Raw genomic sequence first — 21,363 nt, forward strand, 5'->3', positions numbered from 1 at the left:
GAGGTATTTAATTTTTCTACCGCGCGGCGGCCGCCGATATAGCATCCCTACGGGATATTCAAATAAAAAATTTTCAGTCCAGTAGAAACCATATATGATACCCTTGTATATGATTTTATTCAATTAACATTTCATTTAAAAACTACTGCGCCTGATGCTTTCATTTTATCTGCTTCTGCACCTGGCAATGTCCAGTCATTATTGAATCTTCCGCCTGAAACTACGTTATTGATAGTCCCTTTAAAAAGTACAAAATCCTGAAATCTACCTAATACATTCATAGGAGCAGGTGTGTTCTGACGAGTAGGCGCATTCGGATTATCCGAGAGTGCCCACCAGGGCAAGCCTGAATTAACTAATACATAACGATTGCCTATCGGAAACACATACGCCAAACCATAGCCCTCAGCCGATGCTTTTAATGAGACAGGAAGTTTATCACTATATTTTTCAATAAGGCTATTGGTTTCTTTGGTGCCAAATAAAATAAGGTTAGAACTTTCAATATCACTTGGACGAACTTCTTTATCACTCAGTAAACGAGGGAAAACCATGACTCTGCCTATAAAATCACCTCTATATACCGACCACTCCATCGCTTTTTGCGCTTCAGCACGTCTTCTGGCTAATTCATCTGCCGATGGGCTACCACCTGTACCATATACATATATATGGCGGCTCGCTATGGCTTCAGACATCGGGCCTTCTGCGCCTGCCTTTTTAGCTGATGCTAACGTATTAAGTGCATTTACTGCCCATACATCGCCACTTTGGGTCAGGGTTAATAAAACTCCTGCCTCTGCCCGAATGGTTTGACCATTAATGACTAACTCTAACGGAGATTTAGCTTTAAAACTTGGGTGGTCTGTCAGATTAAGTGTAAAGGTCTTTAAGCCCTTTGTGCTGATTTCAATATGGTTTTTGGCTGTGAAATTCGCATCAATCCAGGCAGTTTTTCCTGGTGTAAATTCGTCAAATGTTACCCAGTAAGCCTTATTGTGTTTATACTGACTGGTAGCAAAACGCACTCGCGCAGGATGAGGATTACGTTTATGTTTGGCAAACCAATCGAAAATAAATTCGTCCTTATAGGCATTTACCCAGCTGTCATGTTTTACGCCGGGATATTCCGTATATTCTACCTGCGCTCCTGCATCTTTAAAACGTTGTACCCATTTGCGGGTAGAATCTACTTTTACAGCCGGGTCGGCATCTCCCTGAAAGAAATAAACCGGAAAATTAGCGGCATTGGGTACTTTCTCAAGTGTTCCGCCCGGAGGGGCCGGACAAACAGGTGCAATAGCTGCCCACATATCAGGGTAACTTAACCCAATCCACATGGTTCCGCCGCCACCCATTGATAAGCCCGTCAGGTAAGTACGGTTTTCATCAATATTGAAACGTTTCTTGGCATCAGCTACCATATCCATTACGTCTTTCTCTACTACACCCTGATACCCCATTGTTCCACGGGCAAAAGAGCTTACCACAATATAGTCAACATCTTTCCATTCAGGAAAATAGCGACTTGCTTCTACATCTGACTCTCCTTCGGCGTTACTCTTACCAAAAACCCGACGTAATGCCAGACGATGGTTTGACCCTGCTCCATGCAGCATCACTACAAGTGGGTATTTTTTCTTTGGGTTATAATTTTTTGGCAGATATAAGCCATAAGGTTGTTCGGTATCGTCAGTATCCGAGTGAAAAGTCAATACCTGTGGGCCAGAAGAGAGCTTCTGCCCGAAAGATACCAGATTGAATGAGAAAAGAACAACCCCGAGGAGGATTGTTCTGTAAGTTAAGGTTTTTATCATCTTAATAAGGTTAAATAGTAATTAGGATTACAAGTTAGTGTTACTTTTAAATTCTGCGCCTATTACCTGCATTAATATTTGTGTTGGGAGTGCTTTTTCGTTTTTAAACACAAAATATACATCATGAACCCCATTGGCTGATACATTAACAGTGGCTTTAGTTGCTCCTCTTCTCATCATTGCATTCATATCAGGCATAGCCGGAGCAGGAGTATTAGCTGGTCTTTGTTGTGGCTGGGTTTGGGCATTACCTTGTGCCGGAGCAGCAGGTGTAGCCGCAGGCGGACGGAAAGGTGCAGGTTCTTTTACCTCAACCATGTCTGTTTTCCCTACCAAAGGCCCTGTTGGGGAATCCAGATGAACTTCTATTACCCCTCCGGCAGCACCCACACGGGTAGTAGCCATTACTAAAAAGTCTATCTGGTCTATGTTGGTAAAATCTATTTTATCATAGCCAATATAAGCATCGTTACCTACCACAAAGAACGATTTAGAAGGAGTCATTACTTTTTGCGTTCCTTTGGCTTTATTGGCTAATTCAGGGTCAAGGAATGGATGTCTTAGTACGATGGTTTGCTCAGAAGACAAAGCAGGCATCAGTTTAGTACCTCTGTCTTTGTAAGAAGCCCTTAGTACAAACGAACCGTTTTCTTTTTGCCCCGTAGGAATAGCGGTTGTATAGCTGCCTTTTGTCGGATAGGTTTTTATATCTTTTTTCTCGCCGATACTTAAAATGTATTCGACCATTGAAGTAGCATCGCTTTTTGATAGTTGAGGGTGTGCGCTCATGGCATGTTCGCCCCAAACACCCATACCTCCATTGATAACTTTATTGGCCAGTGTCTCTACTATTGCTGCATTACCTCTGTATTTATTGGCAATATCAGTATAGCTTGGACCTACCGATTTTTTGTCAATCACGTGGCAGGCTTTACAATCACTGGCAGCTATCAGACGTTGTCCTGTTGAGGCAAAAGCGGCGGCATCAGCCCCTCTATGGTTTTGAGAAACCTCAATTTTATCATAACCGATAGGCATATAGTCTATATTCACTGCTACCTGCTCCGGCTTGATTTTACCACTGCTCAAACTTCCATCTTCTTTGTCCTCAACTTTTACATCATACTCTATCGGTTTATTCGGAAAGTAGAATGTTTTATTGCCTTTCAGAATATCAAAAGCCACCATTGGCGGTTCGTTACCTACTTTTATATCTAACGACTGACTATTTTTAGCCCCCTTGGCATCAGTTACAGTCAAAGTAGCTTTGTAAACACCCGCTGTATTGAAACTTACCGTTGGATTGGCTGTTTTAAATACCCTTGTTCCGGCAGTTTTATTACTCACTTTCCATTCGTAAGTCAAGGCATCACCATCAGCATCTTTAGTACCTTCTGAAGAAAAGTTTACTTTTAACGGAATTGCCCCACCTGTTTTATCTGAGACAATCTGCACTTCTGGCTTGCGGTTACCTGCATTGTACTCTACTTTTACCAGTCGGGCATTGTCATTCCCTTTAAACCAGGCCGTACCATACTCCAATACATACAAATCTCCGTCAGGAGCAAAATCTATATCAATGGCACTACCAAAGTCGGTATTAGGCATAAAACGCTCCATCGATTTATAGTCGCCGTTTTCATCCATCGTTACGCTCATAATCCAGCCACGCATAAACTCAACAATCAACCACTTGCCTTCATAATAGGCAGGAAAGGGACGTTTGGCTATTGGGAAATCAGAACGGTGATAAACAGGGCCACCTGTGGCACTACGGCCTGAACTACCAACTAACGGAAATTCTTCTGAAATGGCATACGGATACCAGATAAATGCTTTTTGTGCAGGAGGTAATTCTTTTAAACCCGTATTGTTCGGAGAATCGTTGACAGGTTTGGCAGGGTCAAATTTTGAATCTAATTTGGGTTTGTTGGTGACAAAATCCCAGTCAGTATAGGCTTTATTATCGCCAATAAAATAAGGCCAGCCAAAAAAGCCGGGACCTTTAGCCTGATTAAACTCATCGTATCCACGAGGCCCACGTTCTGAATCTTTTGAGGCATCGGGACCTACTTCTCCCCAGTATAAATAACCAGTTTTGCTGTCAATACTTGGTCTCCACGGATTACGGTGTCCCATTGTATAGATTTCAGGGCGGGTTTTGGCTGTTCCGACCGGAAATAGATTTCCTTTCGGGATAGAATAAGTACCATTTGCTTCCGGTTTAATTCTCAAAATTTTTCCGCGTAAATCATTGGTACTGGCAGCTCCGCGTTGGTCGTCCCATGTACTTTGGTCAGGGCGTTCATCAATCGTTGCATACCCGTCTGAATTACTGTTGCTGGTATTATTGCCGACCGTCAGATACAGATTACCTGCCTTGTCGAAAACCATACCTCCACCAGTGTGGCAGCATTCTTCTCTTTGAGTGGGCACTTCCAGTAAAATTTTCTTTGATGACTCCACTAATTCTTCACCTTTCAGTTCCCAGCGAGCCAATACGTGTTTTGCTACATCAGTATCGGCATAATACATATAAATCCAGTGATTTTTCTCAAAATTCGGGTCTTGTATCAAACCCATCAGCCCTTCTTCTGCTTCTCTCTTTACCCCTTGTTTATTGGTATATTTGGTATTAACCGGAATGGTTGCCAACGTTTTGATTTCTTTGGTAACAGGGCTGTATTGTTTCAGTGCGCCCTTGCGCTCTACAAAAAGTACACGGCCGTCTTTCAGCAAGGCCATTTCCATAGGTTCGTCTAATTTTTCACCTAATACTACTTTTGTAAAACGATTTTCTTCGGGTACTTGCGCCAGACTTTGCAGGGCAACAAAAAGCCCCCCTACAAAGAGTTTTGTAAAACTTTTATTCATCATAGTAAAATTGGTAAACAGGTTTTATTTGGAATAATTTAAGAGTTTCAATAATTCGTCGATACTTGATTCACTTACCGGAATATCGTGTGTACCTATTTTGATGCGTTGCCCTCTGATTGATTCTATTTTATCAGTATTTACGATAAAAGATTTATGAATACGCATAAACTGTTTAGGCGGCAATTTTTCTTCAATTGCCTTCATGGTAGATTTGGTCAGAATAGGTTTGGTCTGAGTTGTCAGAAAGATTTTGATATAATCTTTCAGCCCCTCAATATGCGTAATATCTTTAATGATAATCTTTACCAGCGAGTATTCAACATTGATAAAGAAAAACTCGGGAAACTCGTCGGCTTTTGTTGCAGGTTCAGCAGATGCGTTAGCAGTAGTCGAGGCAACCGTATTATTTTTGGTATATATTTCTAAGGCTTTATAAGTTGCCTTGGTAAAACGCTCTAAACTGACGGGTTTCATCAGATAATCTACCACATCTAAATCGTAGCTCTCTACCGCATAGTTGGCATAAGCCGTTACAAAGATAACGAGCGGCTTTTCTCTTAAACTCTGCAAAAACTTGGTTCCTAACATACCAGGCATCTGAATATCCAGAAACATCAGGTCGATTTTCTCTTCTTGTAAAGCCTGCATGGCTTCAAAAGGATTTTTACAGGTACGAACCAATTCGAGGAAGGGTATCTGTCTGATATTCTCTTCGAGCAGTTTACGACCCATACTTTCGTCATCAACGGCAATACATCTGAGTATCATGAGCCAATCGTTTTTAGTTGTAAAAATAGAGAAACAATAAACCAGTTGTCCTCTTTTTTAATCTCTAATTTGTGCTTATCAGCATACAATAGTTCTAATCTACGTTTCACGTTCTTTAAACCAATACCCGAGCTACTATCTTTGTCTTCCGCCAGTTCGGGTGCTATTTTGTTTCTTACTTCATAAAACAGTTTATTCTCATCACATCTTACCAGTACATCTATTATGGGAGTATCTATCATGCCTACTCCATGCTTGAAAGCATTTTCTACAAACGGAATCAATAACATAGGCTCTATAATCTGTGAGCCGATATTACCTTCTACTTTCATGTTTATTTCTACATCTTCCTCAAACCGTACTCTTTGCAGTTCAATGTAATTATTCAGGTAATTGATTTCTTTGTCTAAAGATACCTGTACATCGTCGGCTTCGTACAACATATAGCGCATCAATTCTGAAAGCTGAATGGTAACAGGTTCTGCCGCATTTGATTTGGTACGAATCAGATATACAATGCTATTCAAAACATTAAAAATAAAGTGCGGACTTATTTGTGAGCGCAGAAAAGATAATTCGGCTTGCAGTTTCTCCTGTTTTTCCTCCTGCTTAAGTTTTTCCTGGTCGGCCATAAAGAGAATAAGCCCATAGACAGTGCTTATGGCACTGACAAACATAATCGGGAACATGGTCTTAAACTCAAATAACTTAACCTGATGCCCGTTCATATCAACCCCATTTTCCCACAATCCAAGTTTCAACAGATATTGAATAATGATAAAAACGAAAGTTAGTATAATTACAGAAAATATATAAGACCCGACCCCTCTTTTACGAAGAAAATAAGGCATCAGCACCAATGTGTTAATAAAAAACTGAGGAACGTGTGTAACAGATAATGGGGCAATATGTGCTAAATACCATCTGTCTCTTTCGGTGTCGTTTAAGGAAGCATTGATGATTGGCCATACAACCCATACCCCCCAGAATAATATATGAAACAGCAGACGAAAGAGGTATTCAACTGATATTTTTCTATTAAGTATAGTCATTAATTGTTAAATTGTTTTTATAATTTTTTGAACTTTTCCAAGTTCACAGTTTAGTTCGGTCAGGTTATGCGCTAAATTAAAAACGCAAACAAATCTATACTATTAAAATAATTCAATTATCAGGAAGCCGACAAAAGTTCTCAATTTGACGACAAAAATCCGTAACACGCAATCAAAATGGCTTTTTTAGCTATTTTGAAGCGTTTTACTCCCTATATAAGCCTCTTTTTGCCTTTCATCTCCTATCTTCTGTATTTCATCTATTCTGCGAAAATGTACAAAAAATGCACGCTTATTTTGTGTCGTTAAATCATTAGCACAGAAAAAAACAAAACATATAAAAATAAAACAATGAAAAAGTTTATCACTATTCTAAGTTTGCTGGCCTTCGTTGGCACTTCTGCAATGGCCCAGTTCCCGGGAGGAGGCCCGGGTGGTCCTGGCGGTAGAGGAGGTCAGAGAGGAGATGGAAACGGGCGCCCCGGCCAACAACAAACACCAACTCTAAACCTTGAAGGTAATGCACCCAAAGGTAACTCGAAGATTACAGGTTTTATCATTGATGAGGCCGTAACTACAGCAGTTGAGTTTGCCAACGTTGCCCTTTACAATAAAGAAAATAAAGTAGTAGATGGCGCAATGGCCGATGAAAAAGGAAAGTTTACCTTATCAAGAGTGGCGGCAGGCGAATATAAATTAGTGGTAACTTTTATTGGTTATGCAGATAAAACTATTGATAACATTAAAGTTGAAAAAGGTAAAGACATCGATTTAGGTGTAATTAAATTAGCTACAAGTGCTAAACAATTAGATGAAGTAACGGTTTCGGCAGAAAAATCGATGATTGAAGAGAAAGTTGACCGTTTGGTTTATAATGCAGAGAAAGATATTACATCAAAAGGTGGCGACGCGGCAGATGTACTGCGCAAAGTACCTTTATTGACTGTTGACTTAGATGGTAACGTATCATTACGCGGAACATCAAACATCCGGGTTTTAATCAACAACAAACCTTCTACTATTATTGCCAGCAGCATTGCAGATGCCCTTAAAATGATTCCTTCTGAATTAATTAAATCGGTTGAGGTGATTACCTCACCATCGGCTAAATACGATGCAGAGGGTTCTGGTGGTATTATTAACATTATTACCAAGAAAAGTACGATTCAGGGCTTAACATTAAACGTTGATGCCGGCGCAGGTATCCGTGGGTCTAACTTAGGTTTAAACGGTAGCATCCGTAAAGGCAAATTAGGTGTAACGATGGGTGGCGGTGGCCGTGCTTTCTACAACAAAGCAGGTGTATCATTAGACCAGAGTACGCTCGTAAATGGCAATACTATATTGACTAAACAAACTGCTGATGCTTTTGATAACGGTATATTTGGCCGCTACAACTTAGGTTTTGATTATGATATTTCTAAAAATCAGTCGTTAACCGCAGGTGTCAATTTTGGTACCCGTAATTTTATCAGAACTCAGGACTTTACAACGAATATTTATTCGAACAATGTGCTGAATTCGACCTCGTTCAGAAATGTAGATAGCAAAGACTTGTCAAACTCTGTTGATGTGAATTTAGATTATATACGCACTTTCAAACCTTCGCAAGAATGGTCAGTTTCAACACAATACAGCAAGAGTAATTTGAAAAACAACTTCTTAGCCGAATTACTGGACGAATCAGGAACGTTAGCAAGTCGTCAGAAAAATCTCAATAATAACATCAATCAGGAGGTTACTGTACAAACAGATTTCCAGACACCAATTAAAACAAACCAGATGTTTGAAGTAGGTCTGAAAGGTATTTTCCGTCAGGTAAACAGTGATTTCAGCTATCAGGTTGCAGGTGCAACAGGCGATTTTGCTTCTGATGTCAGAAACCCGGCAGGTTTATTAGATTACTCACAGAACATTGCTTCGGGTTATCTGTCTTATACTTATTCAACCAAGAATAAATATACTTTCAAAGCTGGTGCCCGTTACGAGTATACCACTATTGACGCAAGAGACCAGATAAAAGATATTGATATTCCGGCTTATGGAAACCTTGTACCAAGTGTAAATATTTCAAAGACTTTTGGTAATACTACTTTGAAAGCAGGTTACAACAAACGTATTCAACGCCCGGGTTTACAACAATTGAATCCGAACTTCAATCTGGCTAACCCTCAGAACATTACCATTGGTAACCCAAGCCTTCGCCCTGAAATAACAGATAATTTTGAATTAAGTGTGAGTTCAAGTATTAAAAAACTTTATCTGAATGCCTCAGTATTTGGCCGCCAGACCAATAATTCAATCCTTCGTTTAAGTTCTCCATCTGATACGCTGATTGGTGCAGTTATTACTACATTCCAGAATATAGGTACACAGCAGGTATTTGGTTCAAATATTTACGGAAACCTGAATATTACACCAAAATGGTCAGTAAACGCAGGAGTCGATGTTTTCTATAACTATTTAGAGGGTCAGACCCGAAATGTTGATGGCTCTTCTTCATTATCAAGTAATACAGGTGTGGTAGTTGGTGGCCGTTTGCAAACGCAGATACAATTGAAAAATGGATGGGGTATTCAAGGATTCAGTTTCTTCAGAGGCAGACAGGTACAACTACAAGGAACAGAAGGCGGCTTTTATATGTATTCGGTTGGTTTCAGAAAAGATTTCAAAAACAAAAAAGGAAGTATCGGTTTAGCTACAGATAACTTCTTTGGCGGAATGGTAAGAAGATCAACATTAGAGTCTGCTCAGTTCAAACAAGTAAGTGTCAACAATATCTATAACCAGAACGTAAAACTGACTTTCAGCTACAAAATTGGCAACATGAGAATGGTTGAACAGAAGAAAACAAAATCGGTGAGAAATGATGATGTGAAAGCGGGAGAGAGTAACAACAATAACTAAGGATTTTCAAAATTAGGTTTTTTTATAGTTTTGTTTTAGTAAAGGAGCTACCCATCAATGGTAGCTCTCTTTCTTGTTAGAAACAGTTTCTAAATTAATCTTATTTCTTAGGTTTGATACTCTTGATAACTTCCGCCTTATTCAAAATGATACTCCAGATAGCAAATCCCGAATCATCACTAAAACACAATTTGCCTACACCTTTATCAGCACCAATAGGAGCAGTATAAACAAAAACTGAATGATCTATCTCCTGAATATTATTGCTCAAAGGTAGTTTTCGCATGGCATTATCGGCATAGGCCTCTAATACCTCTTTTTCTTTGGCATATAAACTGTTATTACTTCCAATATCCGGCTGCCCTAATAAGCGGATTTTCAGGTTATATTTTTTTTCTAAAGAGTCAATTACCTGCATATTTTTCAAAGCGCAGATTTCTTCTGTCCGGGCTTGCGAAGCCTCTTTCATCTGTTTCTCAAAATCTTTAGTTAGCGTAACGGCTATCTGACTGCCCAGTACCTCTACCTGTTCTATAATCTGGGCAGGGGAAACACGCTTTATCTTATAGCCGTCCATTTCTTCCTTTACTTCGGTCGTATCCAGCCGCTCTACATTTGAACAGCCGAACTGCGTGAAGAATAAGCCTATTATCCAGATTTTATTTTTTTTCATATATCAATCCTTATGTTATTATGCAATTTTGCCACAATGTACACAAGGGTGCGCAATTAACTCAATAGTGTAACATTGTGCATTTTGTGTACATTGTGGCAAAACTATTAGTAATTTGTAAATTTTATACAAACTCCTTTCCTTTATTTCCGGCGGCAGCTACAAACTCTTTTACCTTCTGCTCGTCTTCTTTTTTGCAAATCATTAATACATTGTCATATTCGGCTACAATATAGCCGTCTAAACCATTGACAACTACCAGTCTGTCTTGTGGTGTTTTAATGATGCAGTTCTTTGTATTATACAACAAAGTCTGGGCATCAATTACATTCTGATTTTCGTCTTTATCAGACACATCATACAACGATTTCCAAGTACCTAAGTCAGACCAGCCAATATCAGAAAGCACCACAAATACATTCTCGGCTTTTTCCATCACGCCATTATCTATTGAAATATTTTTACATTGCGGATAAGCCCTTTTCAGTGCATCAGCCTCTCTGTCTGAGTAAAAGTCTTTCTTGATTTCTTCAAAGGCTTCGGCCATTTCAGGCAAAAACATTTCAAACGTTTTCTTAATGGTTTGTACATTCCAGATAAAAATTCCGGCATTCCATACAAATTCACCACTTTCAATAAACTTCACCGCCCATTCTAAATTAGGTTTCTCGGTAAAAGTCCTTACCCGCTTAATATCTCCTTCCGACTCTGTAAATTGAATATAGCCATAGCCGGTATCAGGCCGGGTAGGTTTAATACCTAAGGTAACCAGTACATCGTTCTTTGCTGAAAAATGCAGTGCTATTTTAATTTTCTCCCGAAACTCCTGTTCTTTCAGAATGATATGGTCGGCAGGTGCTACAACAATATTTGCCTGAGGGTTTTTAGTCGCAATTTTATAGCAGGCGTATCCGATACAGGGGGCTGTATTCCGGCGGCTTGGCTCCAATAATATCTGGTCGTCTGACAGATACGGCATCTGTTGCTTGCACAAGTCGTAATACTCTTCGCTCGTAACGATATAGATATTTTCTTTCGGACAAACGCCTTCAAAGCGTTCGACAGTTTGTTGAATCATAGTTTTACCTACGCCTAAAACATCATGAAATTGTTTTGGGTTGGTACTACGGCTAAAAGGCCAGAATCGTGTTCCAACGCCTCCTGCCATTATAATCACATAATTATCTTTCATTAATAATGCTCTGATGTTAAAAAGTACGTATCACGGATTAGTCTCCGCCGTTTTAGTACTATACGATGAGTCGAATATTTTGTTTAATGCTAATTATCCAAATAAGCAAATTTTAGTCCTATGTTTAAAAGCTATCAGATAATTTCTGAAATAATACTGAATTAATATTTGTTTTATGAAGTGAATAAATCGGTTTTATGGTTGACTAAAGTATTGTTGTGTACGTAAAGCTACATTTTCTCTGATATTCATCCAAAATAAGTTTATATCAGCTCTGTGCCATATCTTGGTATTCAGAAAAGCCCGCCCTCTTACATAGGGTTTGTTTATCCATAATAGCCCCTCGTGTACCTGTGCATCTGCGGCTTCTTTTATAAAGGTAAATTTCAGACCCACACCGCCTTTATTTTCTTTTTTTGAAACAAAATCTTCGTTTAGTTTCCATGAAAGCGGATTGGTACAAACGGCCTTATCCAGACCATCTTTATAATAGGGTGGAACAAAACCTCGGGCAAAGGTATTCCAGGAAACAAAACCTCCGGTTTCTTCAGCCGACTGACTGGGCTTAATAGTCTCAAAGGTATCGGGTGCTGTAGCAATACCTATCAGATAGGCTTCTACCAATTGCTTTTGTAATGGTTTTCCATCAAAAAACTCTTTTAACAGGCGCTTGGCTAAAACAGTTCCCTGACTATGAGACGCTATAATAATCGGACGACCCTGATTCCAGTGTTGAAGATAATACTCAAATGCCGATTTTACATCAGTATAGGCTAAATCTAATGCCTGTTTTTTATCGTCGGCATTTTTTGTCAGAAAACTATAGTAATGCGCCTGTCGGTATCGGGGTGCATATACCTTGCATGAACCATTGAATGCAGTAGCCTGATTCAGAATAGTTGAGTTATCAACCAGTCCATTCAGTTCTTCATCATGCACATCCGCATTCCAGAGGTATTGATTTTTGGGCGTATAGGTGTAGATAGTTGGATGCAGGAAAAAAACATCAACCTTTGCCTCTTTCTGACCATCTTTCAGATTCGATTTCAGAGGTAACTTATCGGCCGCATCTTCCTTGTCCGGAAGTGCCGCCCAAGTGTCTTTTAAACTATAATCAGGGCTTAGCGGTACGTTGGCAGAATCGAAATGAGAGCCAAGAATTACGTACTTCTGCGCATACAACTGAACTTGAAATAAAGTGAAAAACAAAAATAAATATGAAAAAAAACCTTTTCTCATCTTATATGATTATTTTTTGGTAAAATTGTAAAATTTTTATAAAATCTAACAATAGTATGCTTGCATATTACTGTTTTCTTTTCTATGTTTGACACAAAATTACGTTTTGTTAACCCACTAACCAATACCCCCATGTACAAACTTTCCGCAAAAAATTTGTTGGTCGGAATCTGTTGTTTTTTTATCACGCATATGGTCTTGGCGCAGACCAAAGTTTCCGGTACAATAACAGATGCCGTTACCAAAGAACCTTTGATTGGGGTAAGTGTGCAAGTGAAAGGAAAAGTAATCGGAACTATTACCGATGTTAAAGGAAATTTCTCTTTCAGCACGTCAACTGCTCCTCCATTTACATTAGTTATTACCTCGGTGGGTTATGAAAGTCAGGAAGTAAATGTTTCGGGCAGCAATGCTGCGATTAACATTTCTCTGAAAGAACAGGCCATTTTAGGACAAGAAGTAGTAGTTGCCGCCTCTCGTGTGGAAGAAACGGTGATGAGATCGCCTGTTGCTGTTGAAAAAATGGACATCCGTGCCATTCGCGAATCAACCTCTCCTTCCTTTTATGACGCCCTTGCCAACATGAAAGGCGTTGACATGACAACTCAGGGTTTATTGTTTAAATCTATCAATATGCGTGGTTTCGGAACAACCGGTAACCCTCGTACTGTACAGATGATTGACGGGATGGATAACCAGGCTCCGGGTCTTAATTTCCCGGTTGATAATATTGTAGGTATGCCTGAATTAGACGTTGAAAGTGTCGAGTTACTACCGGGTGCGGCGTCTGCGCTTTATGGCCCTAACGCCATCAACGGTTTGATATTAATGAACAGTAAAAGCCCCTTCTTATATCAAGGATTAAGTGCTACGGCTAAGGGTGGCGTCATGCACGCTACTAATCGTGCTACAGCTACTACGCCTTTCTACGATTTATCTTTACGCTATGCCAAAGCCTTTAACGATAAATTTGCCTTTAAAGTAAACTTTGCCTATATAGCTGCCAAAGACTGGGAAGCTACCAATTATACAAACCTGAACGTAGGTGGCTTAGAAAACGGCACTCGTGGTGCAGGAGTAAAAACCGACTACGATGGCATGAATATCTATGGCGACGAAATTCAAGCCAATATGACTACTGTAGCTAATGGCTTGGTTTCTGCCGGTTTATTACCCTCTGCTGCTACTGCACTGATTCCTGCCAATACGAATATCAGCCGTACAGGTTATTTAGAGAAAGATATGGTTGACTATAATACCAAGAGTTTCAAAACAAATGTTGCCCTACACTATAGATTGAATGAGAAAGTTGAAGCCATTGCACAAGTTAACTATGGTTATGGAACTACTGTTTATACAGGAACAGGTCGTTATTCGTTAAGAAACTTCAACTTGACTCAAGCTAAACTTGAATTAAAAGGAGATAATTTTACTTTAAGAGCCTATACTACACAGGAACGTTCAGGACAATCGTATTTCTCTGGATTAACGGCGGTGAATATGCTTAATGAGATTAAACCTCATGCTACCTGGTTTGGCCAGTATGTAGGAGCATTTGTTCAAGCCAGAAGTGGTGGAATGGCTGTTGACCAGGCGCATCTGGCAGCTCGTTCCGCAGCCGATCAGGGCATGCCACAACCGGGCACAGCGGCTTATGAAACATTGCTTGATAAATACAGAGAGAAACCTATTGTAGAGGGTGGTGGTGCCTTCTTAGATAAAACAAACCTTTATCATGGCGAAGGTGTCTACAACTTTAAAAATCAGGTTAAATTCATCGACCTTTTAGCTGGAGCCAATTACAGAGTGTATCAGTTACGCTCAGAAGGAACCCTTTTTGCTGACCAGAAAGATGGCAGAAATGGCACGATTAATATTAACGAATATGGTGCTTTTGTGCAGGCAAGTAAGAGTTTGTTTAAAGACCATTTCAAATTAAGTGCTTCAATCAGATATGATAAAAACCAGAACTTTGAGGGGCAGTTTACACCACGTGTTTCAGGTGTAGCTACTTTCGGCGACCATAACATTCGTCTATCGTATCAGTCAGGCTTTAGAATTCCTACTACACAAAACCAATACATTGACCTGAGAACACCTGCGGGCACTTTAATTGGTGGTTTACCGGAGTTTAACTCAAGATATAACTTAACCAGTGGTATTTCCTTGGCTGTTATCAACGATTTTCAGGCAAATCCGTTAAAATATATTACTGCCGATGTGATAGCTAAAGCACAGGCTTATGCCACACAAGCCGTAACAGCACAGGCTACTCCAGCCCTTACTGCTGCTATTACAGCCGCTATTACACAACAAGTTACAGCAGCTGTTACCAATGTTATTACCCAAAATGTTACGACAGCTGTTACTGCACAGGTAAATGCAGCTGTTCAGGCAGGTCAGATTCCGGCAGCGGCGGCTCCAGCAGCTATTCAGGCAGGTGTTGCTCAGGCTTTACCGGGTGCATTGGCACAAAACCTGCAACCGGGTGTTGATGCCGCCTTACCGGGTGCACTTGCTGCCAATTTCCAACCTGCGTTCAATGCCGAATTACAGAAAATATTAGTGGCCAATGTTCCGGGTGTAACCCAACAGGTTGCTCCAGCATTTGCTTTGGCTACCTTACCTAAATATTCAGCAAAAACACTTCAACCAGAGCGTATCCAGTCTATTGAAGTTGGCTATAAAGGTTTGATTGCTAAAAAGCTATTTGTAGATGCTTATTATTATACCAGTACTTACCGTAATTTCATTGGTGGTGTTTCTGTAGTAGTACCAACAGCACCTGCGGCACCGGGCTTACCAATCGAATCAGGCGTATCAAGTGCAACTACTCGTTTAGGGTATTCAAGACCTGCCAATACTTCAGAAGAAATAAAAGTAAATGGCTGGGCTATTGGTCTGAACTGGTCTTTAGTTAAAGGTTTCTTTATCAATGGTAATATTGCCAATAATGTTCTGAAAAGATTTGTGCCAAGTGCCGAACAACAATATGCAGGTTTCAATACACCTGAATACCGTTACAATCTTGGCTTCGGTAAAAGAATTGGTAGTGGTGAGAAGTTTGGTTTCAATATCAATTTTAAACATCAGAATGCTTTCTTATGGCAGGGCAGCTTCAACCAGCCTACTACTACCGGCACAGTATTCTTCTCTAATACAACTGTACCAGCCATCAATAACCTTGATGCGCAGGTGAGTATGAAGATTCCAAGCATGAAATCAATCATTAAATTAGGAGGTACAAATATTGGTGGAAAACCTTATATGCAGGCGTATGGTAGTGCATTTGTAGGCTCAATGTACTATGTTTCATTATCATTCGACGAACTTCTGAACAAATAAGATTTTATTAATTTTCATAATTTTCTTTGGTTTAAGTTAAAAAGGGCTTCCATTTGGAGGCTCTTTTTTTATGGTTTTTGACAGAAAAATGGAGATAAATTACTATTTTTTCATATTCTGTTTATAACTTTACAACTGCATTTATTAATTAAACAAATAATTATGGATAAGATTAAAGTAGCAAACCCCGTTGTTGAATTAGACGGAGACGAGATGACTCGCATCATCTGGCGTTTTATTAAAGATAAATTGATTCTACCATACGTTGATGTAGATATTAAATATTATGACCTTGGCATTGAATACCGTGATGAGACAAACGACCAGGTAACTGTTGATTCAGCCAATGCGATTAAACAATACGGCGTGGGTATCAAATGTGCTACTATTACCCCTGACGAAGCACGTGTAAAAGAGTTTAACCTGAAACAAATGTGGAAATCACCTAATGGTACTATCCGTAATATCCTTGATGGTACTGTTTTCCGTGAGCCAATCGTTTGTCAGAATGTGCCTCGTTTAGTTTCTAACTGGACAACTCCTATCATTGTAGGTCGTCATGCTTTTGGTGACCAATACCGTGCAACAGATTTCGTAGTAGATGGCCCGGGTAAACTAACCATGAAATTTGAAGGTGCTGATGGTACTGTAAAAGAATTTGATGTATATAATTTCAAAGGAGGCGGAGTAGCGATGGGTATGTACAACACAGATGAATCAATCCGTGGTTTTGCACACTCTTGTTTCAACGTTGCCCTGAACAAAAAATGGCCTTTGTATTTATCTACCAAAAACACCATTCTGAAAAAATACGATGGTCGTTTCAAAGATATTTTTGAAGAAATCTATCAGGCAGATTATAAAGCGAAGTTTGAAGAAGCTGGTATCGTTTACGAACACCGCCTGATTGACGACATGGTAGCTTCTGCCTTGAAATGGAATGGCTCGTTTGTATGGGCTTGTAAAAACTACGATGGTGACGTACAATCTGACTCAGTAGCACAAGGTTTCGGTTCGTTAGGCTTGATGACTTCGGTATTGGTTACACCAGATGGTGAAACAATGGAAGCAGAAGCGGCACACGGAACTGTAACACGCCACTACCGTGACCATCAGGCAGGTAAACCAACCTCTACCAACCCGATTGCCTCTATCTTTGCCTGGACCCGTGGCTTAGAATTCCGTGGTAAAAAAGATGGTAATCAGGAGCTAATCGATTTCTGTCAGGCTTTAGAGCAAGTTTGTGTTGAAACCGTTGAATCTGGCAAAATGACAAAAGATTTAGCAGTTTGTATTCATGGCAATAAAGTAAAACATGGCGAACATTACCTATATACCGAAGAGTTTTTGGAAGCATTAGACCAAAACCTGAAAATCAAATTAGGTAAATAAGATTTTCTGCTTACGGTGCCCTTCGCGCCTTGGCTCTTGTAGTCAGGGCGTTTTTTGTTTGTATGGTATGATGTTTGCTCAGATTTTGGCATACGTTCGGAATTATCAGATGAGATTATATGTATCAGGCTTATTTTATTTTTGCTGTTTGCTTTGTTTTAAACAAACCATTGCTCAGACTGCCCTGCAATGGCAGAAAAGTATGGGGGGTAGAAACAATGAATATGCCTACGCTTCTACTCCTACTTCAGACGGCGGATATATTATTGTAGGTTCTACCCAAAGCAATAATGATGGCGATGTACCTGCTTCTAAAGCATTTAATGGTTTAAATGGGGCTGATATATGGGTTGTAAAGGTAAATACCTGGGGAGAAATGGTATGGTCGAAAACTTTTGGGGGGACAAAAGATGATATTGCTACCGATGTATTAGAAACGAAAGATAAAAATATTCTGATTTTAGCTACCACTACCTCTACTGATGGTGATGGCTTAGGAAATGGCACTCGTGGGGGTTTAATCTTATTAAAGCTAAAAACTGATGGTACTGTACTCTGGCGAAAAGTATTTGCCGGAGGATATAATGTTGGCGACATAGCCTTTACGAAAGCAGATGCCTATTCAAAGCCCAGTATTAAAACTACTGCTGATGGCAACTATATTATAAGTGCTAATATTCTGCCGCTTATCAAAACCGATTTGTGGTTAGCAAAAATTACAGAAAATGCAGAAGTTTTATGGGCAAAAACCTATGGGACGAGCCAGAATGACTGGGTAAATGAAGTAATTGTTTGTGCGGATGGCGGCTATCTGATGGTAGGCGGAACAGAAGGTAGTAATAGTGAAGTACCTGGAGCAGGCAAAGGTTATATTGATGTTTATCTTATAAAAACAAACGCCACAGGTACTCCGGAATGGCAAAAGGGGTTGGGGGGTTCAAATTTAGATGAAGCGTTTTCAGGCATACAATTAGCTGGCGGTTCTTTTCTGATAGTGGGCGAAAGTAACTCTACGAACGGTGATTTTGCAGAAAATCTGGGCGAAAAAGATGGTTTTGTTGTAAACCTTTCTACTAACGGCACATTACTGTGGAAAAAACAGGTAGGCGGTACCTATGCCGACGGACTTTATGTAATCCGACAATCAGCTAATGGAAAAATATACGCTTTCGGGCAGAGTAATTCAACTATCGGTACTATAAAACCTAAAGGCTCGGTAGGAGATGTCTGGATTACTCATATAGACGAAACAAACGGCAATTTAAAAGAGAACCTTTTATTAGGTGGGGCTGATATTGAAATAGCCCGGGGGGCTTATGCAACAAGTGATGGCGAATTTATTGTAGCGGCCAATGCTAACTCTGTTGATGGCGACTTAACACATAATAATGGCAATACTGATTTCTGGCTTATAAAAACAGGTGCTCCATTGCCCGTTACTTTAAGTAGTTTTTCTGCTGCTCTTACCAATGAGCAATACGTAAAACTTTCGTGGACTTCTCTGAATGAAGCAAAAGCCAAAAACTTTGTTATTGAAAGAAGTTTTGATTTGATACGATTTACCGCTATCGGGCAGGTAAATGCCACCGGAACTACGACCACTGCAAAATCTTATACATTAACTGATACAAAACCTGTTTTGGGCAAAAACTATTATCGGTTAAAGTTTTATGACAACATCAATAAAGAGTTTATTTACAAAACAGTTCTGGCAACTGTTTCTTTACTTTCTACAGAAACAGAAATTACCGAATTGCTTACCGTTTATCCCAATCCTGTTACAGGTTCTTCTTTCTACGTGAAATCATCAGAAAAATTAAATGCTGTTCCCTATTTACTTGATGCCTCCGGTAAGTCATTACCTATTGAAATAAGTTCTTCAGATGCTTCACACAGGCTTATTTCTGTCAATCACACGCTTAAACCGGGCCTTTATTTTCTTGTATGGGATAGTGCCGGGAATAAAATCGTAAAGAAACTTATTGTTCTGTAAAGGGTTTTATCGCTACATTTAAGGATTCTATTCAAATATCAATCAGATACCGAAGGTCTGGTTATATATTCTTATAAACATGGCGAAACCAATCAAATGGGGTATCATAGGGCTTGGGAAGATTGCAGATAAATTTGCAACAGACCTCGTGAAAGTAACACACACACAATTACATGCGGTTGCCTCTTCTTCTATAGAAAGAGCCAAAGACTTTGCACAGAAGTTTGGTGCACCTTATCATTATGACTCATACGAAGATATTTTTAAGACACCGGAATTAGATGTAGTATATATTGCCACGCCACATAGTTCTCACGCAGAATATTCGATTCTTTGTCTGAAAAACAAGATGCCTGTGCTTTGCGAAAAACCATTTGCCATGAATCTGAAACAGGTAGAAAAAATGGTAGAAGCAGCCCGTGAAAACGATACGTTTCTAATGGAAGCGATGTGGACCAGGTTTCTTCCTGTGATTCAGAAAACCCAGGAATTGATTGAAGAAGACAGAATAGGAAAAATAAAGACCATTCATGCAGATTTTGGGTTTGTAGCCCCTTTTACACCTGAAAGAAGAACTTTAAATCCGGCTTTAGGGGGAGGGGCATTGTTAGACATCGGTATATATCCGGCCTATTTAAGTCTTTTATTATTAGGTTATCCTACAGATATTCATGCCATGAGTACATTCGGAAAAACCGGAGTTGACGAAACTACCAGCATTGTTTTCAAATATCCGCAAGCAACTGCTTTGCTCAATGCAACGTTTGGTTCTCGCACACGTACCGAAGCACTTATCTATGGTGAAAAGGGGTATATTCATCTGCCCGAGCGTTTTCATGAAAGCAAAACAGTAACCCTCTATGAAACCGATAAAGACCCCCTAACCTTTACATTTGAACGAGAAACTCGGGGGTATAATTTTGAAATAGAGGAAGTGAATAATTGCTTGCGAAACAATAAAAAAGAGAGTGTAAAAATGCCCTTATCGATGAGTGTAAAATTGATGAGCCTGTTAGACGAAATCCGCCAAAAAGCAGGTATTCGTTATGAAGGTATTGATAGCTAATTTACTCATGGGTGTTGGTTTCAGTTAAAACTATCAGAAACTGTAAGCCAGCCGACAAAAAAGCATTTTCATATCCTGCATCTTTGTCAAAAAAAAGTTTATGACAAAGAGATTATTCATTTCATGGGCAATGCTATTTATATCATGGCAGGTACTTGCCCAGAAAGCAGAGGTTTTCAGTAATGCTGATGGAGCCATCAGAGGCTATGATGCAGTAGCATATTTTACAGAGAGTAAACCAGTAAAAGGAAAAACAGAGTTCTCGTATGAATGGAACAAGGCAACATGGTATTTTTCTAATGCAGAAAACCTGAATACGTTTAAGGCAGCTCCGGAAAAATATGCCCCACAATTTGGCGGTTATTGTGCTTACGGGTTATCAGAAGGGCATAAAGCACCTACACAACCCGATGCCTGGACTATTGTAGATAATAAACTCTACCTGAATTATAATACTAAAGTAAAAGAAAGATGGAATGAGAATAAAGAGGAGCGAATCAGAAAAGCAAACGATAAATGGGTTGAGTTGAAAGACCAGGAATAAACAGATAAGCCCTGCTCAGAGTTTGAGCAGGGCTTATCTTTAATAGAAGCATTTATTAATATTGCTCTGTTACGCCAAAAAAGAATGAACCTTCAATAGCAGCATTTTCATCTGAATCAGAACCATGAATAGCGTTCTCTCCTACAGACTTAGCATATATTTTACGGATGGTACCTTCTTCTGCATTAGCCGGGTTAGTAGCTCCGATTAATGTACGGAAATCAGTTACTGCGTTTTCTTTTTCTAAAATCATTGGAACGATTGGTCCTGAAGACATCATTTCACACAATTCGCCATAAAATCCTCTTTCTTTGTGTACTTCGTAGAACTTACCTGCCAAGGCTGGCGTAAGCTGTGTTTTTTTCATGGCTACAATTCTAAAGCCTGCTGCCTCAATCATAGCTATTATTCCACCAATATGATTATCAGCCACCGCATGAGGTTTAATCATTGTGAAAGTTCTGTTACTTGCCATATCTTTTAGTTTTTTTGAAATTT

Annotated in this window: 14 protein-coding genes; 6 read left to right on the forward strand and 8 right to left on the reverse strand. The window is 39.6% G+C overall.

Annotation, left to right across the window (positions count from 1 at the left end; genetic code table 11):
- Positions 1-131: 131 nt before the first annotated feature.
- Genes EWM59_RS19135 through EWM59_RS19150 form a run of 4 tightly spaced genes read right to left on the reverse strand, consistent with a single transcriptional unit; the run spans position 132 to position 6,514 of the window.
- A complete protein-coding gene (locus tag EWM59_RS19135; protein ID WP_130022864.1) occupies positions 132-1,817 on the reverse strand; it encodes a carboxylesterase family protein in 1,686 nt (561 codons plus the stop codon).
- Positions 1,818-1,844: 27 nt separating this feature from the next.
- On the reverse strand, positions 1,845-4,694 hold the full coding sequence (locus EWM59_RS19140; RefSeq protein WP_130022865.1) for a PQQ-dependent sugar dehydrogenase: 2,850 nt from the start codon (positions 4,692-4,694) through the stop codon (positions 1,845-1,847).
- A gap of 21 nt (positions 4,695-4,715) precedes the next feature.
- Positions 4,716-5,462, reverse strand: coding sequence for a LytR/AlgR family response regulator transcription factor (locus EWM59_RS19145; RefSeq protein WP_130022866.1), 747 nt, complete (start codon positions 5,460-5,462; stop codon positions 4,716-4,718).
- Positions 5,459-6,514 (reverse strand): sensor histidine kinase, encoded by a 1,056-nt coding sequence (locus EWM59_RS19150; RefSeq protein WP_130022867.1) that lies wholly within the window; start codon positions 6,512-6,514, stop codon positions 5,459-5,461. Before EWM59_RS19150 ends, EWM59_RS19145 begins: the two co-directional genes overlap by 4 nt.
- Positions 6,515-6,865: 351 nt before the next feature.
- Here EWM59_RS19150 and EWM59_RS19155 point away from each other — a divergent pair, with 351 nt between their 5' ends.
- Positions 6,866-9,421, forward strand: coding sequence for a TonB-dependent receptor (locus EWM59_RS19155; protein WP_130022868.1), 2,556 nt, complete (start codon positions 6,866-6,868; stop codon positions 9,419-9,421).
- Between the two features lie 100 nt (positions 9,422-9,521).
- On the opposite strand, the gene EWM59_RS19160 is transcribed toward EWM59_RS19155, so the two are convergent.
- The 3 genes from EWM59_RS19160 to EWM59_RS19170 form a co-directional block, all read right to left on the reverse strand.
- Positions 9,522-10,094: a hypothetical protein gene (locus EWM59_RS19160; RefSeq protein ID WP_130022869.1), complete on the reverse strand. Its 573-nt coding sequence runs from the start codon at positions 10,092-10,094 to the stop codon at positions 9,522-9,524.
- A gap of 124 nt (positions 10,095-10,218) precedes the next feature.
- Positions 10,219-11,286, reverse strand: a complete 1,068-nt coding sequence (locus EWM59_RS19165; protein WP_130022870.1) for a mannose-1-phosphate guanylyltransferase — start codon at positions 11,284-11,286, stop codon at positions 10,219-10,221.
- A 195-nt stretch (positions 11,287-11,481) separates the two neighbouring features.
- The gene (locus tag EWM59_RS19170) at positions 11,482-12,525 is read right to left on the reverse strand and encodes a DUF3089 domain-containing protein (RefSeq protein ID WP_130022871.1); all 1,044 of its coding nucleotides are present in this window, start codon (positions 12,523-12,525) and stop codon (positions 11,482-11,484) included.
- Between the two features lie 132 nt (positions 12,526-12,657).
- On the opposite strand from EWM59_RS19170, the gene EWM59_RS19175 reads away from it, so the two are divergent.
- From EWM59_RS19175 to EWM59_RS19195, 5 genes are all read left to right on the forward strand, one after another.
- Entirely contained in the window at positions 12,658-15,870 is a 3,213-nt protein-coding gene (locus EWM59_RS19175) for a carboxypeptidase-like regulatory domain-containing protein (RefSeq protein ID WP_130022872.1), read from the forward strand.
- A 162-nt stretch (positions 15,871-16,032) separates the two neighbouring features.
- A complete protein-coding gene (locus EWM59_RS19180; RefSeq protein ID WP_207220025.1) occupies positions 16,033-17,262 on the forward strand; it encodes an NADP-dependent isocitrate dehydrogenase in 1,230 nt (409 codons plus the stop codon).
- A 148-nt stretch (positions 17,263-17,410) separates the two neighbouring features.
- Positions 17,411-19,255 (forward strand): T9SS type A sorting domain-containing protein, encoded by a 1,845-nt coding sequence (locus EWM59_RS19185; RefSeq protein ID WP_207220026.1) that lies wholly within the window; start codon positions 17,411-17,413, stop codon positions 19,253-19,255.
- 79 nt (positions 19,256-19,334) lie between these two features.
- Positions 19,335-20,321: a Gfo/Idh/MocA family protein gene (locus EWM59_RS19190; RefSeq protein ID WP_130022875.1), complete on the forward strand. Its 987-nt coding sequence runs from the start codon at positions 19,335-19,337 to the stop codon at positions 20,319-20,321.
- Positions 20,322-20,421: 100 nt separating this feature from the next.
- Positions 20,422-20,865, forward strand: coding sequence for a YHS domain-containing (seleno)protein (locus tag EWM59_RS19195; protein ID WP_229239393.1), 444 nt, complete (start codon positions 20,422-20,424; stop codon positions 20,863-20,865).
- Positions 20,866-20,920: 55 nt separating this feature from the next.
- Here EWM59_RS19195 and EWM59_RS19200 read toward each other — a convergent pair whose 3' ends face one another.
- Positions 20,921-21,340 carry a nucleoside-diphosphate kinase gene (locus EWM59_RS19200; protein WP_130022876.1) on the reverse strand — a complete coding sequence of 140 codons (420 nt, stop codon included), beginning with the start codon at positions 21,338-21,340 and terminating at the stop codon, positions 20,921-20,923.
- Between the last annotated feature and the right edge of the window lie 23 nt (positions 21,341-21,363).

This window comes from Emticicia agri, assembly GCF_004168285.1.
Taxonomy (GTDB): Bacteria; Bacteroidota; Bacteroidia; order Cytophagales; family Spirosomataceae; genus Emticicia; species Emticicia agri.